A 12,950-nucleotide genomic window follows, 5' to 3' on the forward strand; every position below is an offset into this window, starting at 1 on the left:
AGAATCAAATGGCAGGCCATAGCGAACACCCCCGGATGCCCGTGATACGGGATCCAAAAGACTTCGACCGGCGCTCGGGCAACCTGCTCGAGCGCGTCATCTTCAATAATCGCGTGCTGGTGCTGCTCGCCTGCCTGCTCGCGACCATCCTGCTCGGGGTGGCGGCAACCCGTATCAAAGTCAACGCCAATTTCGAGCGGATGATCCCGCATAACAGCCCGTACGTGCAAAACTACCTGGCGTACAAGAACCAGCTTCCGGGCCTGGGCAATACAGTGCGCGTGGTAGTCGAAAACAAGACCGGCGACATCTACGACCCCGCCTACCTGGAGGTCATGCGCAAGATTAACGATGAGCTGTACCTGATTCCGGGCGTCGACCGTTCATGGATGAAGTCGATCTGGCTGCCGATCGTGCGTTGGCGCGAGGTGACCGAAGACGGCATCACCGGCGGTCCCGTGATGCCCGCGCAGTTCGACGGCAGCCCGGCCGAAATCGCCAAGCTGCGCGATAATATCGGCAAGGCCGGGATCGTCGGCAGCCTGGTGGCGCTCGACGCAAAGTCGAGCATGATCGTGGCGCCGCTGCTCGATACCGATCCCAAGACCGGCGAGAAGCTCGACTACAGTGCCTTCTCCGAGCGCCTGGAAGCGAAGATCCGCACCTACGAAAGCGACAAGGTCGGCATCCATATCGTGGGCTTCGCCAAGATCGTGGGAGACCTGATCGAGGGCCTGCGCTCGGTGATGCTGTTCTTCGCAGTGTCGGTCGCCATTTCGATGGTGTTCGTCTACCTTTACACCCGCTGCGTGCGCAGTACGGTGATGCTGGTCTCGGCCGCGGTGATCGGTGTGGTCTGGCTGCTCGGCCTGATGCAGCTGCTGGGCTATGAGCTCGATCCTTATTCGATCCTGGTGCCCTTCCTGATCTTTGCCATCGGTCTGTCGCACGGCGCCCAGAAGATGAACGGCATCATCCAGGATATCGGGCGCGGCACCCACAAGTACGTGGCGGCGCGCTACACCTTCCGCCGCCTGTTCGTGGCGGGCATCACGGCGCTACTTGCGAATATCGTCGGATTCGCGGTGCTGGTCATCATCGACATCCCGGTGATTCGCGACCTGGCAATCACCACCAGCGTCGGCGTGTCGGTGCTGATCTTCACCAAGCTGTTCCTCATTCCCGTGGCGCTCTCGTATGTTGGCATCAGCGAGTCCGCGGTGCGTCGCGCCATCGCCGACGAACAGAAGACGGCGCAGGGCAACTCGCTGCTGGGACGCGTCTGGGCCGGGCTCGATGCGCTGACCGAACGGCGCTGGGCGATTTGCGTCGTGCTCGCTTCGGTCGTCGTGACGATCGTCTCGGTGGTGATGATGCAGGACCTGCGCATCGGCGACCTCGATGCCGGCGCGCCCGAGCTGCGCGCGGACTCACGTTACAACCGCGACAACGCCTACATCACGCGCAACTACGGGCTGTCGAGCGACCAGTTCGTGATCATCATGAAGACCGGCGACGAAGGCTGCCGCCTGTACTCGTCGCTCAACAAGATGGACGGCCTGGCGCAGCTGCTGCGCGCCGATCCGGCAGTGCAGGCCACCACCTCGCTCGCCGAGAACGTGCGCTTCGTCACGGCCGCCATGTCCGAAGGCAGCGGCAAGTGGATGACCATCAGCCGCAACCAGTCGATCACCGACGGCTCGATGTCGGCCGCCGTAATCGCGACGCCGGACATCACCAACCAGAGTTGTTCGGTGTCGCCGCTGGTGGCCTACCTGTCCGACCACAAGGCCGACACCGTGGCGCGCATCCTCAAGACTGCCGAAACCTACGCCGCGGCCAACAACACCGGCCCTGGCGCCGCGGAACCGGTGCAGTTCCTGCTTGCGGCGGGCAACGCCGGGATCGAGGCCGCCACCAATATCGAAGTCCAGAAGAGCATTGTCACGATGTACCTGGCCGTGTACGGCTCGACCGCGCTGCTGTGCCTGATCACCTTCCGTAGCCTGCGCGCGACCATCGTGGCACTGATCCCGCTGGTAATCACCACACTGCTGTGCAAGGCGCTGATGGTCTGGCTCGGCATCGGCCTGAAGGTCGCCACGCTGCCGGTAATCGCGGTCGGGGTCGGGGTCGGGGTCGATTACGCGCTCTACCTGCTCAGCGTGCAGCTGGCCTGCCAGCGCCGCGGCGACAGCCTGCGCGCCGCATACCGCCGCTCGCTCGACTTCACCGGCAAGGTGGTGGCGCTGGTCGGAATGACGATGGCGGCCGGCGTCGTCACCTGGGCCTGGTCGCCGATCAAGTTTCAGGCCGATATGGGGATCCTGCTGACCTGCATGTTCCTGTGGAACATGCTCGGCGCCCTGGTCCTGACGCCGGCGCTGTCCTATTTCCTGCTCAACCCGAAGCCGCGCGCTCCCACTGCGGCGGCGGACGCCGCGATTGAAACCGCCGCCCCGGCCCGCGCCGCGGTCGGCCGCTAACTGAACGAAATTGGAGAACAATAATGTTTGATTTGCTGATGTCCGCAGACATGATGCTGCCCGATCCCGACGGGATGGCGGCCCTGTTGATCGACAAGCTGGGCATCCATGGCCATGCGAACTGGCGCCAGGCCTTCGACAACCACCCATATATTGCGCACTTCCTGCGCGTGCATAAGTCGCTGGCGGTGGCGCCAACCCGGGTCGAGCCGCAGTGGCACCTGGACTACGAAAATCCGGGCGACCCGATGTTCCACGAGTTCCTCGAAAGCCTGAAGGACTACCAGGGCCGGCACCGCCCGATGCTCACCCACTCGCTGGTGCTGTCGCTGCACGGCCCCAAGTTCGACGTCTTCGTCGACAAGCTGATGCGCCGCAATCTCGCCTTCCGCATGGCGCAACGCACACCGGAAATGCCCTTCGACCGCCTGTGGCTGGGCGCCACGCCCGAGCGCCCGCGCTACAGCCCCGAGGTCGACGGCGGCCTCTGTATCGAGGTGATGCCGATGGAGCCGCTGCAGATGCCAGCGGAGACGTTCGCCACGCCGCCGGCCCAGCCACGCGACCCGAAGCCGGGCGATATGATCCGCGTGACCGCGCGCGGCTTCCTGGTGCGCGACCTGGACCACACGCTGCGCTGCTGCGCCAACAACCTGGACTGGGAGCCTCGAGCTGCCGTGCAGGACCTGCGCCACGAGGGATACCGCCGCGCGGTGATGCCGTTCACCGTCGCCAACAGCGCGGCGCTGCACGTGATCCAGCCCAAGGCCTGGAATACCGACGCCGCCCATTACCTGAACAACTGGGGACCGGGCCTGTATTACATCCGCATCGCTGTCAACGATCTGAAAGCGAAGGCCGAGGACCTGAAGGCGCGCGGCACCGCTTTTACCTGGGTCCCGGAATCGGAAGCGGTCGGTGGACGTGCGCTGATCAGGATCGACCCGCGTGGCTTGCGCGGCCAGGTATTCGAATTCGAGGAGGCTTGACATGGGTAGCCACTTGGCCAGCGCAGGAGGTGCATGCGCGTTGCAACGCGAAGCGGTCAACGGATCGGTCAGCGTCGAGCGCGAAGGCGCGCTCGGGTGGGTCGTGCTGACCCGCCCAGCCCAGATCAATGCCATCAACGACGAGATTCGACAGGGCGTGCCGCAGGCTTTGCGTGCACTCGATGCCGACCCGGATATCCGCGTCATTGCGATCCGTGGCGAAGGGTCGCGCGGTTTCTGCGCCGGTGCCGACATCAAGGAAGCGCGCGGTCTTGAAACCGCGATCGAGGTACGGCGCCGTATGGAAGGGGTGCGCTGGATTGAGGCGATCGACACGATCCAGAAGCCGGTGATCGCCGCCATCCACGGCTATTGCCTTGGTGGCGGCCTCGAACTGGCGCTGGCCTGCGACATCCGCTTCGCCACGCCGGACGCGGTCTTCAGCCTGCCGGAGACGGCGCTTGGATTGATTCCCGGCGGCGGCGGCACCCAGCGCCTGCCGCGCATTGTTGGCCCGGGCCGCGCGATGGACCTGCTGCTGACTGGCGAGCGCCTCGACGCTGCCGCCGCCAGGGGAATGGGCCTGACCACGCGTACCGCCAGCGTGTCCGAAGCCCTTGTCGACGAAGTGCGGGTCTTTGCCCTGCGCATTGCGGCGCGGGCGCCTGCGGCCACGCTCTCGGCCAAGCGCGCCGCACGCAGCGCCTTCGACCTTGCGCTGAAGCAGGGACTCGACCTCGAGCTCGACCTGTTCGCGATGCTGAAACCCAGCGACGACGCGCAGGAAGCGGCCAGCGCCTTCCGCGAAAAGCGCGCGCCGAACTTTTCTGGCCACTGAGCCGTAAGTACAAGAAAAACACAGGAGACAAACCATGAGTGAACGAAAGCTGGAAGGGCGGGTAGCGATCATCACCGGAGCCGGCGGGGGCCTCGGCGCCGAGGCGGCCCGGGTGATGTCCATGCACGGCGCCTATGTGGCGATTGTCGACATCGACGGCAACGCAGCGCAGCGTGTGGCCAGCTCGATCGAGATCGATGGCGGCCAGGCGCTGGCGGTGCAGACCGACGTGTCGTCCGAAGCGGCAGTCAAGGCCATGGTCGAGGCGGTGGTGGCGCGCTACGGGCGCGTCGATGTCCTCCACAACAATGCGGCGATATTGAGCGTCGAGCAGCGCCGACGCGACCGCGACGTGATCAATATGGATGTCGAGGCCTGGGACCTGGCGATGGCGGTCAACCTGCGCGGCGCCATGCTGTGCACCAAGTACGCGGTGCGCGAAATGCTCAGGAATCAGAAAGGATCGGTGATCTTCGCCACCTCGGGCCTGGGCGCCCAGGGCGACCTGTCGCTATCGGCCTACGCTGCCTCGAAGGCGGCGCTGATCATGCTGAGCCGCTCGGTGGCTGCCCAATACGGAAAGCAGGGCATCCGTTCGAACGCGCTGCAGATTGGGCTGGCGCCAGCTGAGAACGCGCATGAGAGCATGCCGGCACCGCTGATCGGCATCCTGCGCGATAACCACCTGACGCCCGACGTCGGCACCCCGCGCCAGATCGCCGATGTAGTCGCCTTCCTGGCCTCGGACGAATCGTCGTTCGTGACGGGGACGACGCTCGTCGCCGACGGCGGCTTCGGCAGCCACACGCCCTCGCTGGTGGCGATGAAGGCTTTTTTTGCGCAAACTGGCGCCCATGGAATGTAAGGAGCCCCAATGAAAGCAGCCATCATCACGGAAAAGGGCGCCGCCCCGGCGATCCAGGATTTTCCCGCGCCGACGGCGCAGCCGGGAGCCTTGCTGGTCCATGTCGACACCGCCGGCCTCGGCGGATGGGACGTGCTGGGCGCCTACCGTCTTGGCGTGCAGTTCCCATGCGTGATACGGGGTGAAGGGGTAGGGCGGCTCGAGGACGGTCGCCGCGTCTACTTCGGCGAGCGCTCGTTGCAGCCCTACGGCGCATGGGCCGAGCGCACCGTGGTGCCGGTCGAAGAGCTGTGGGACGTGCCTGACGATGTCGACGACCGCACCGCGATCGCGATGGGGATTGCCGCCACCGGCGCGCTGGTGCCGCTTGAAGCGGCGAACATCCAGCCCGGCGAGCAGGTGCTGGTGCTCGGCGCCACCGGGACCCTGGGACAGATCGCGCTGCAGCTGGCGAGCTACCTCGGTGCTGGCCGCGTGGTGGCCGCCGCACGTTCAGCCCCCGCCCTCGAGCGGCTCAGGGAACGCGGCATCGCCGACGATATCGTGGTCCTGGGCGGCAGCGACGATGTGGCGGCCCTGAAAGCGGCCGGAGGCGCCGGTTTCGACGTGGTGCTCGACCTCGTCTGCGGCCAGCCGATGCTCAATGCCCTCAAGGCCACGCGCTGGGGCGCGCGCATCATGACTATCGGCACCGGCGCCGGACGCCAGCTCAACCTCGATATTGCCGACCTGCTGTTTCGCACCCTGTCGTGCATCGGTACCGGCCAACGCCCGCCAGCCGACCGCCGCGCGATCTGGGAGCGCCTGCTGCGCGTCGCGCGCGAGCAGGACATCCAGATCGATTACGCCGATTTTGCGTTCAAAGACGCGGCCTCAGCATGGGCGGCGCAGATCGACGGACCTCACGCCAAGATCACCGCACGGGTGCGCGGCTGAACGTCGGCCCCCATGGCTGAGAATGGGCCTGTGCCGACGGCGCGGACTGACCTACGCAGCATCACGCTGATCCTTGCCCGCCTGGCGATGCTCGGGCCGTTCTCGATCAACGCCTACCTCCCATCCTTCCACGAGATGTCGGTCGTCCTCCATACCGACCAGGTGGCGCTGCAGCAGACCATTTCCGTCTACTTCGCCGCGTTCGCGTTCATGTCGCTGTGGCATGGGGCGATTTCCGATTCGCTGGGGCGGCGCAAAGTGGTACTGGCGGGGCTGGCGCTGTACGCGCTGTCCTCGCTCGGCTGCGCCCTTGCCACCCGCGTCGAGCACCTGTGGGTGCTTCGGGCGCTGCAGGGCTGCTCGGCAGGCGCCGGCATCGTGATCGGACGCGCGGTAGTGCGCGACCTGCACGACGGTCCGCTGGCGCGGCGCATGATGTCACAGGTCGTGATGCTGTACGGCCTGGCGCCTGCCGTGGCGCCGCTGATCGGCGCTGCGCTGCAGGTGGCCTTCGGATGGCGCTCCGTGTTCCTGTTCCTGGGCTTGCTGGCGGCCGCTTTGTTCGCGGCGGTGGCGCTGCGCTTGCCCGAGACGCTGCCGGCCAGTGCCCGCCAGCCATTCAATGCCCGGGGACTGGCCGCGGGTTACGGCGAACTGCTGCGCCATCGCGTCTTCATGGTGTGGGCCTGTGCATATGCCCTCATGTTCGGCGCGTTCTTCGTCTACGTGCTATCGGCACCCGTATTCCTGATGCGCCATCTCGGCCTGGGCGAATCCGACTTCATCTGGCTGTTCGGCCCCGCCACGGCCGGACTCATCGGCGGCTCCGCACTGGCCAGCCGCTACGCGGTGCGCTGGTCCGGCAACAGGACGCTGGCGCGAGGTTTTGCCCTGATGGCGGCCGCCAACCTCTATAACCTGGCAGTGTGCATGGCCGCGCCCGACGGAGGGGCGTGGTACGTGGCATATGTGTTCGTCTTCAACCTCGGCATGTCGCTGGCGGTTCCCACGCTGACGATGCGCGCCCTCGATTGCGTGCCGGCGAGGCGCGGCATGGGCTCGTCGGTGCAGATCTTCGTACAGACGGGTTTCAACGCCCTTATCGCTGCGGTGCTGGCGCCGCTGGCCTGGGGTTCGCTGCTGTCGCTGGCGATTGCCGCGGCGGGGCTGTCGCTATGTGCCGGGCTGGCGACGTTGCTGGCGAACCGCCTGGCGAGTCTGGCGCCCTCGGGTGGACCGGCAGGAGCGTGAGAAAACCGCCCGGCGCCATTGAACGGCGCCGGGAAATTTGCGTTTCCCCGAAGGGTGGGCACTTGTGCCCACGCCGTCATTCCCATGGCTACCGCAACGTTTTCGGAAACTGGAAACGGTCGAACGTCGGACGCGGTATGCGCACCGATACGTGCTCCGGACGCCGTGCGTCACGCGGCCGTACGACCGCGTGGGCACAAGTGCCCACCCTACTGTACTGGTGAGCCGCCTGGCGCGCACTTGTGGGGCGGCAGGAGCATGAAAAAACCGCCCGGCGCCCCTTTTGCGGGCGCGGGGCGGCTTGCGCCGGGCGGCAGTGGCTTATAGGAAGATGCCCAGGTTCGGCGTGCCCAATACGGCCTGGTCGATGATGACCTCGCGGCGCGCCAGCAGGTAGCCATCATCTGTCTTGCGCAGCACGTCATGACGCTCGCACGGGACAAGGTCGAAGCGATCGTTGTCGAAGCGGTTGCGGGTCAGCAGCAGGTAGCTCTGGACCTTGAACTCGTTCTCCTTGTCGGTACGGTAGACCCGAATGTTCGACACCATGTGCTTGGTGCGCGACGGCGGGTCCTCGCCCCAAGCGCTGCGGGTATCCATCACGCGCATCACGCGCAGCATGATCGAGCGGTAGTCGTCGTACATGTGCTGGACCGTGCGGATCACCGACTTGTCCTGGTCGCGTGTGGCGCGGGTATGGCGCAGCGGCACCGTGTATTCGATGTCTTTGGCGACCATTGCGATCCAGTCGCGCAAGCGCAGCGTGTCGAACATTTCGGCTTCGTCGTACAGGAATTCGACGACGTCGTTGTACAGCTGGCTGCCGATCGCAACCCGGTTGGCGCGCAGCGACGGCGGCAGGGGTGTCGGTTCGAGCGGATTTTTTTCCAGCGGATTCGTTTCCAGCGTATTCGTTTCCATCTAGGTCTCCTGGTGGTCTTGTAGAGGTTCGAGCGACGGGTTCATTTGTCTGAAGTCATCAGCTCGTGCCAGGCTTTCCACCATGCCCACTGGGTGTCGTCCTTGGTAAAACCGTCGCCTACGTGGCCCGGGCCTGACCAGCCTTCAGGCGCACCCTGCTCGAACTTGGCCTGGTACTTCAGCGTGATGGTCTTCGCCATCGCGCCTTTCGCCACCTCGGTCTGGTGCGGCCAGGTGTCGGAGTCTTCCATCTCGACCATGCCGGAGGTGCCCAGCATCTGGATCGACTGGCGCAGCATGCGCGCCTTCAGTTCGGGCGGGGTGTCCTTCTCGGCGAAGATCCAGTTCATGAACTCGAGCTGGCCAGGGCCCTTCGGGATGTAGGCGTGCAGGGCGCAAGCGCCGACAACGGTGCCGTCGGGCTGCGGCAGGTAGATGAACTCGAACAGGCCATTCGGGAAGAAACCACCGACCTGGGGTGGGCGCCAAGACATCAGCTTGAGCTGGCCATCGTCGAAACGCTCCAGCAATTCCGGCACCATCGCGGCGGTGACGCCCGGCGGAGGCAAGGCCGTCAGCTTCTCGACGACCGTCAGTTCGGACGGGTTCTTGCCGGTCAGGCGCACGATCTTGCGATCGAGGTCGATGCAGCGCAGCGCATGGCCCTGGTCCGTCCATACTTCGCAGCCATACATTTCCGGCGACAGGTCAGCGCCTTTGCCTTCCGCATCCGGTTTTTTCGCGTAGGGGCCGACTTCAGCCAGCCAGCGGTGCAGGGTCAAGGTATGGAAGCCGTCGGCGGCAGACTGCTCGCACGCGGTTTTCCAGTTGGCGTTGATGCGGAAGCGCTGCGGCGGGCCGAGGACTTCGAGGCCGCCCTCGGTACGCAGGAACAGGGTGTCGAAGTAGTACTTGGCATCGCCCAGAAACTCGTCGAGGCTCGGGCCATCGATGTTCCAGGTTGCGAAGATCAGGCCGCCGTACAGGGCGACCCGTGCTTTCTTCAGGCCCAGCTGGTCTTTCGGGGTCATATGGCCATGCATGCATTCCTTCTCGACCGGTGCGCCGATGAAGTCGCCGTTCGGCTTGAAGGCCCAGCCGTGGTAGATGCACATGTGGACGTTGGTATTGCCGGCGTCGTGGGTCTGCACTTTCATGGCGCGGTGCGGACACACGTTGAGCGAGACGTGGATGTCGCCCTCGCGGTCGCGGGCGACGATGACGGCGTCCGACCCCATGTCGCGGGTGACGAAATCGCCCTTGTTCGGGATTTCCGTTTCGTGGCCCAGAAAAACCCAGGTCTTTCCGAAAATCCGCTCCATCTCGAGTTCATACAGCTCGGGGTCGGACAGGGTCCGTACCTTGACTTCGCGGGTCTCGTGGTTGATCAGGTCGGAAATCCTCGTACCGTCCCGTAGTGTCGTATCGGCGTTCCTGTGCATTATCGTCTCCTTTGTTTTGCCTTCTTCCTGAATTGTACACATATCAGGTATTTGTTCAACATATGAGGCCGGGCGACGCGAATATATTTTGCAAATGTATTTTCGTCAGCCGGCCGGCGCCGCCGGCGGCCTGGCACTGCGGCGTTTCAGCACCACCGGGATTCCGCCCACGCGCTTCTTGACCATCCACTGCGCGAGCGCCGCGTCCATATAATCGGCATGGCCGGGAAACCAGCGCACCAGCTCCTGCGCCAGGGCGCGGCAGGTGTGGCCGTGACCGCCACCGGCGAGCAGATCGCGTACTTCATATACTGATTTCAGCACCGCATCGTGCTCGTCGATGTGGCATTGCGTAGCCGGAAAGGCAGTGGACTCCATCCAGCCGCGTTCCTCGGCGAAATGGCATTCCGCGTGTACGGCGAATGCATCGAGGTGGCGCGGCAGGTCGTCGTCAGGCGCCGAGAGGAGCGCCGCAACCAGGTCGACGAACTCGCGGTGGGTTGCGTCCATTGGGCCGTAACCAAGCAGGAATTGATCGGTCCAGGGAAAGGCTTGTGGTGATGGTGGCTGCATGGAGCTCGGGCGGGTTCATCGCGCTGATCAATGAAGAATCTAAACAGGATACACTTTTTTAAAATCTGTCGAAATAAATATCGACCAAGCGCCGGTTTGTTTGCCGGTTCAGGTCATGTAGGTACTGTCAACTTACAGGTGCGGGGAAAACTTTGTAAAGTAGCGGGATGAAAAAATCCCAACTCTACTGCGGTTTCCGCTACCCGGCAGAAATCATCAGTCATGTCGTATGGCTCTACTTCCGGTTCGCGCTGAGTTTTCGCGACATAGAAGAGCTGATGGCAAGCCGTGGCATCAGCGTAACGTACGAGACGATCCGCCAATGGACATTGAAGTTCGGCCAGGGCTATGCCAATGAACTTCGCCGGCGTCAACCGCAGCGCGGGGACAAATGGCATCTTGACGAGGTGGTGCTAACAATCAAGGGCAAGCACCATTACCTCTGGCGTGCAGTCGATCAGAACAGTCAGGTGCTCGATATCTTGATCCAGAGTCGGCGTAACCGGCAGGCAGCAAAGCGTTTTTTGCGCAAGCTCCTCAAGGGCTTGCGTTACGCACCACGGGTGCTGATCACCGACAAGCTGAAGAGCTATGCTGCGGCGAAGAAGCAAATCATGCCGGGTGTCGAGCATCGCCAGCACAAGGGCCTCAACAACCGGGCCGAACTCTCGCATCAACCGACGCGGCAACGAGAACGACAGATGCGCCGCTTCAAATCAGCCGGGCAAGGTCAGCGCTTTTTGTCGGCGCATGGCCCGATCAACAATGCTTTCCGCTGCCAGCGCAACCGCTTGACAGCGGAGCAGTACCGGCACGTCCGCACGCAGGCATTTTCTATATGGAGTGAGGTCACCCAGGTCGCAAAGAACGCTTAATTCGTGGGGCAGTATTACCCGACCAGAAGCAATTTCACTTCGAATTCTACAACTCGCCGTCCAGGTTCAGCAAGTTGACAGTACCCTCCCGGGCCGTGGGGCCGCAAGCGTGCTCCGGGGGCGGTTTGCAAATTCCTGTGGTGGCAAAGGCCGGAATTCGCGTGACATCCGCCAGGCGCCGGCATCATCTGCCGGCGAGCCAGCGTCCATCAGCGGCTGAGGGAGCCATGGTAATGTCCGATATTAAAATCTTTAGCGATTGCATTCGCATGAACGACATGGAAACACCAAACGGGCCTCAACGTCCGCCGTTGAGTGAGGCCGCAAGCATCGGCGATGCGCCACCCGCCATCGACAGGACCAATGCATCGACCGCAGCGGTCGTCGAGCACGAAACGGCCGCTGATCGTGGGCTGGTGCGCAGGCGTGCCGACGCGGTACACAACCGTGAAAAACTCCTCGCGGCGGCCGAAGCGGTCTTTCTCGAATCCGGCGTCAATACGTCCCTGGACGTCATGGCCGATCGCGCCGGGGTGGGGCGAGTGACCTTGTTCCGGAATTTCACCGATCGCCGGCAACTGCTGGTCGGCTTGCTCGATCGCTCGCTGGCTGCGCTGGAAAGGCAGGCGGCAGCGGTCGGGAGCGGTGCGGATGCCCTCGGGCACCTGCTGCGCTACGCAGCGCAGCGCATGGTCAGCCAGGGAGCGTTGGTCGAGTACTGGCTTGCCCTGGACTACGACGATCCCCGGCTACGCACCGCACTGCGGCGGGTTTCCGGCACGTTTTCTAAACCGGTGGCCTCAGCAGTCAAGGCTGGCAACTGCCGGGCGGACCTCGATCTTTCAGACATCATCCTTCTCATCGTGATGATGAGCGGCGTCAGGTATGCACGAACCCTCGAGGCGCAGCGCGAACTCGTGGAACGCGCCTGGCAGCTGGTCATCGCCGCAGCGCAATTACGCGGAGCACCACCGACAGTCGGCACATTGGGTCAACTGCCCGGACTGGCGCATCTGGCCGTCTAGGATCCTGAATTGAAGAGTCGTTGAATAAATGCGGCGAGAATCGCCCCGATACCACGTCGCAAATACGCGCAAGGCCCCGGCCTTGCCGTGCTTTGCTCCTTGTCTCGGGACGATATCGCCACATTTATTATTCAACGAATTTCCAATTCAGGACACTAGGGAAGCACTGATTTATTCGCCGTCAACCGCTCCGGCGACACCGCCCTGCTGGGACTGAGTACCAACAATATGCCGAGCGAGCCGAAGTGATCAGCGCTGCCGAACACCTCGCCGGCGAAGCTGGCGTGGCCGCAGCCTGACGCGCGTTACGGCTGCCGCGCAGCGCGTTATATCGCCATCGGAGCGCGCAACGGCTTTGTTCATCACCGCCTGTGAAGCCGGCTGCGCCAGCCCGACGTCCACCGCTCGCGTTGTCCGAACATGAGCGGCGCGTCGTACTGGAGGTGCTCGACAGCCCGCGCTTTGCCAACTGGGCGCCGGCCGCCATCCACGCGCAGTTGCTCGACGAGGGGAGCTATGTAGCATCGGTGCGCACGATGTACCGCCTGCTGCAAGGCTACGCTGCCGTGCGCGAACGCCGTAACCAGCTGCGCCATCCCGAGTACACCGATCCGATCTGCCGGCCGTCGCGCCGAACCAGGTGTAGAGCCGGGAAATAACCAAACTCAAGGGGCCGGTCCGCGGCACCCGCTGTCCATCGCCCGCGTGTCGTGCAGCGTCTTCACCTGCCGCAGGCGCGCCCCAGGAGT

12 protein-coding genes are annotated in these 12,950 nt (G+C 64.0%); 9 read left to right on the forward strand and 3 right to left on the reverse strand.

The window, feature by feature from the left end:
- Positions 1-8: 8 nt before the first annotated feature.
- From AC56LV_RS22595 to AC56LV_RS22620, 6 genes are read left to right on the forward strand one after another with little or no spacing between them, the layout of a single operon-like run.
- Positions 9-2,486, forward strand: coding sequence for an efflux RND transporter permease subunit (locus AC56LV_RS22595; RefSeq protein ID WP_499560955.1), 2,478 nt, complete (start codon positions 9-11; stop codon positions 2,484-2,486).
- A 23-nt stretch (positions 2,487-2,509) separates the two neighbouring features.
- A complete protein-coding gene (locus tag AC56LV_RS22600; protein WP_499560957.1) occupies positions 2,510-3,475 on the forward strand; it encodes a VOC family protein in 966 nt (321 codons plus the stop codon).
- A gap of 1 nt (position 3,476) precedes the next feature.
- Positions 3,477-4,313, forward strand: coding sequence for an enoyl-CoA hydratase/isomerase family protein (locus AC56LV_RS22605; protein ID WP_499560959.1), 837 nt, complete (start codon positions 3,477-3,479; stop codon positions 4,311-4,313).
- 34 nt (positions 4,314-4,347) lie between these two features.
- The gene (locus AC56LV_RS22610) at positions 4,348-5,178 is read left to right on the forward strand and encodes an SDR family NAD(P)-dependent oxidoreductase (protein WP_499560961.1); all 831 of its coding nucleotides are present in this window, start codon (positions 4,348-4,350) and stop codon (positions 5,176-5,178) included.
- 9 nt (positions 5,179-5,187) lie between these two features.
- Positions 5,188-6,114, forward strand: coding sequence for a quinone oxidoreductase family protein (locus tag AC56LV_RS22615; protein ID WP_499560963.1), 927 nt, complete (start codon positions 5,188-5,190; stop codon positions 6,112-6,114).
- A gap of 12 nt (positions 6,115-6,126) precedes the next feature.
- Entirely contained in the window at positions 6,127-7,365 is a 1,239-nt protein-coding gene (locus tag AC56LV_RS22620) for a multidrug effflux MFS transporter (RefSeq protein ID WP_499560965.1), read from the forward strand.
- 321 nt (positions 7,366-7,686) lie between these two features.
- On the opposite strand, the gene AC56LV_RS22625 is transcribed toward AC56LV_RS22620, so the two are convergent.
- The 3 genes from AC56LV_RS22625 to AC56LV_RS22635 all read right to left on the reverse strand — a co-directional run bounded on the left by AC56LV_RS22625 (position 7,687) and on the right by AC56LV_RS22635 (position 10,301).
- On the reverse strand, positions 7,687-8,286 hold the full coding sequence (locus AC56LV_RS22625) for an aromatic-ring-hydroxylating dioxygenase subunit beta (RefSeq protein WP_499560966.1): 600 nt from the start codon (positions 8,284-8,286) through the stop codon (positions 7,687-7,689).
- Positions 8,287-8,327: 41 nt separating this feature from the next.
- Positions 8,328-9,728 carry an aromatic ring-hydroxylating dioxygenase subunit alpha gene (locus tag AC56LV_RS22630; protein WP_499560968.1) on the reverse strand — a complete coding sequence of 467 codons (1,401 nt, stop codon included), beginning with the start codon at positions 9,726-9,728 and terminating at the stop codon, positions 8,328-8,330.
- 105 nt (positions 9,729-9,833) lie between these two features.
- Positions 9,834-10,301 (reverse strand): hemerythrin domain-containing protein, encoded by a 468-nt coding sequence (locus tag AC56LV_RS22635; RefSeq protein ID WP_499560970.1) that lies wholly within the window; start codon positions 10,299-10,301, stop codon positions 9,834-9,836.
- Between the two features lie 167 nt (positions 10,302-10,468).
- On the opposite strand from AC56LV_RS22635, the gene AC56LV_RS22640 reads away from it, so the two are divergent.
- From AC56LV_RS22640 to AC56LV_RS22650, 3 genes are all read left to right on the forward strand, one after another.
- Positions 10,469-11,176 (forward strand): IS6 family transposase, encoded by a 708-nt coding sequence (locus AC56LV_RS22640; protein ID WP_499560972.1) that lies wholly within the window; start codon positions 10,469-10,471, stop codon positions 11,174-11,176.
- A 233-nt stretch (positions 11,177-11,409) separates the two neighbouring features.
- Positions 11,410-12,201, forward strand: a complete 792-nt coding sequence (locus AC56LV_RS22645) for a TetR/AcrR family transcriptional regulator (protein ID WP_499560974.1) — start codon at positions 11,410-11,412, stop codon at positions 12,199-12,201.
- Positions 12,202-12,611: 410 nt separating this feature from the next.
- Positions 12,612-12,860 carry a hypothetical protein gene (locus AC56LV_RS22650; protein ID WP_499560976.1) on the forward strand — a complete coding sequence of 83 codons (249 nt, stop codon included), beginning with the start codon at positions 12,612-12,614 and terminating at the stop codon, positions 12,858-12,860.
- The last annotated feature ends 90 nt before the right edge of the window (positions 12,861-12,950 follow it).

It is taken from the genome of Telluria sp. RB2R28 (assembly GCF_059685835.1).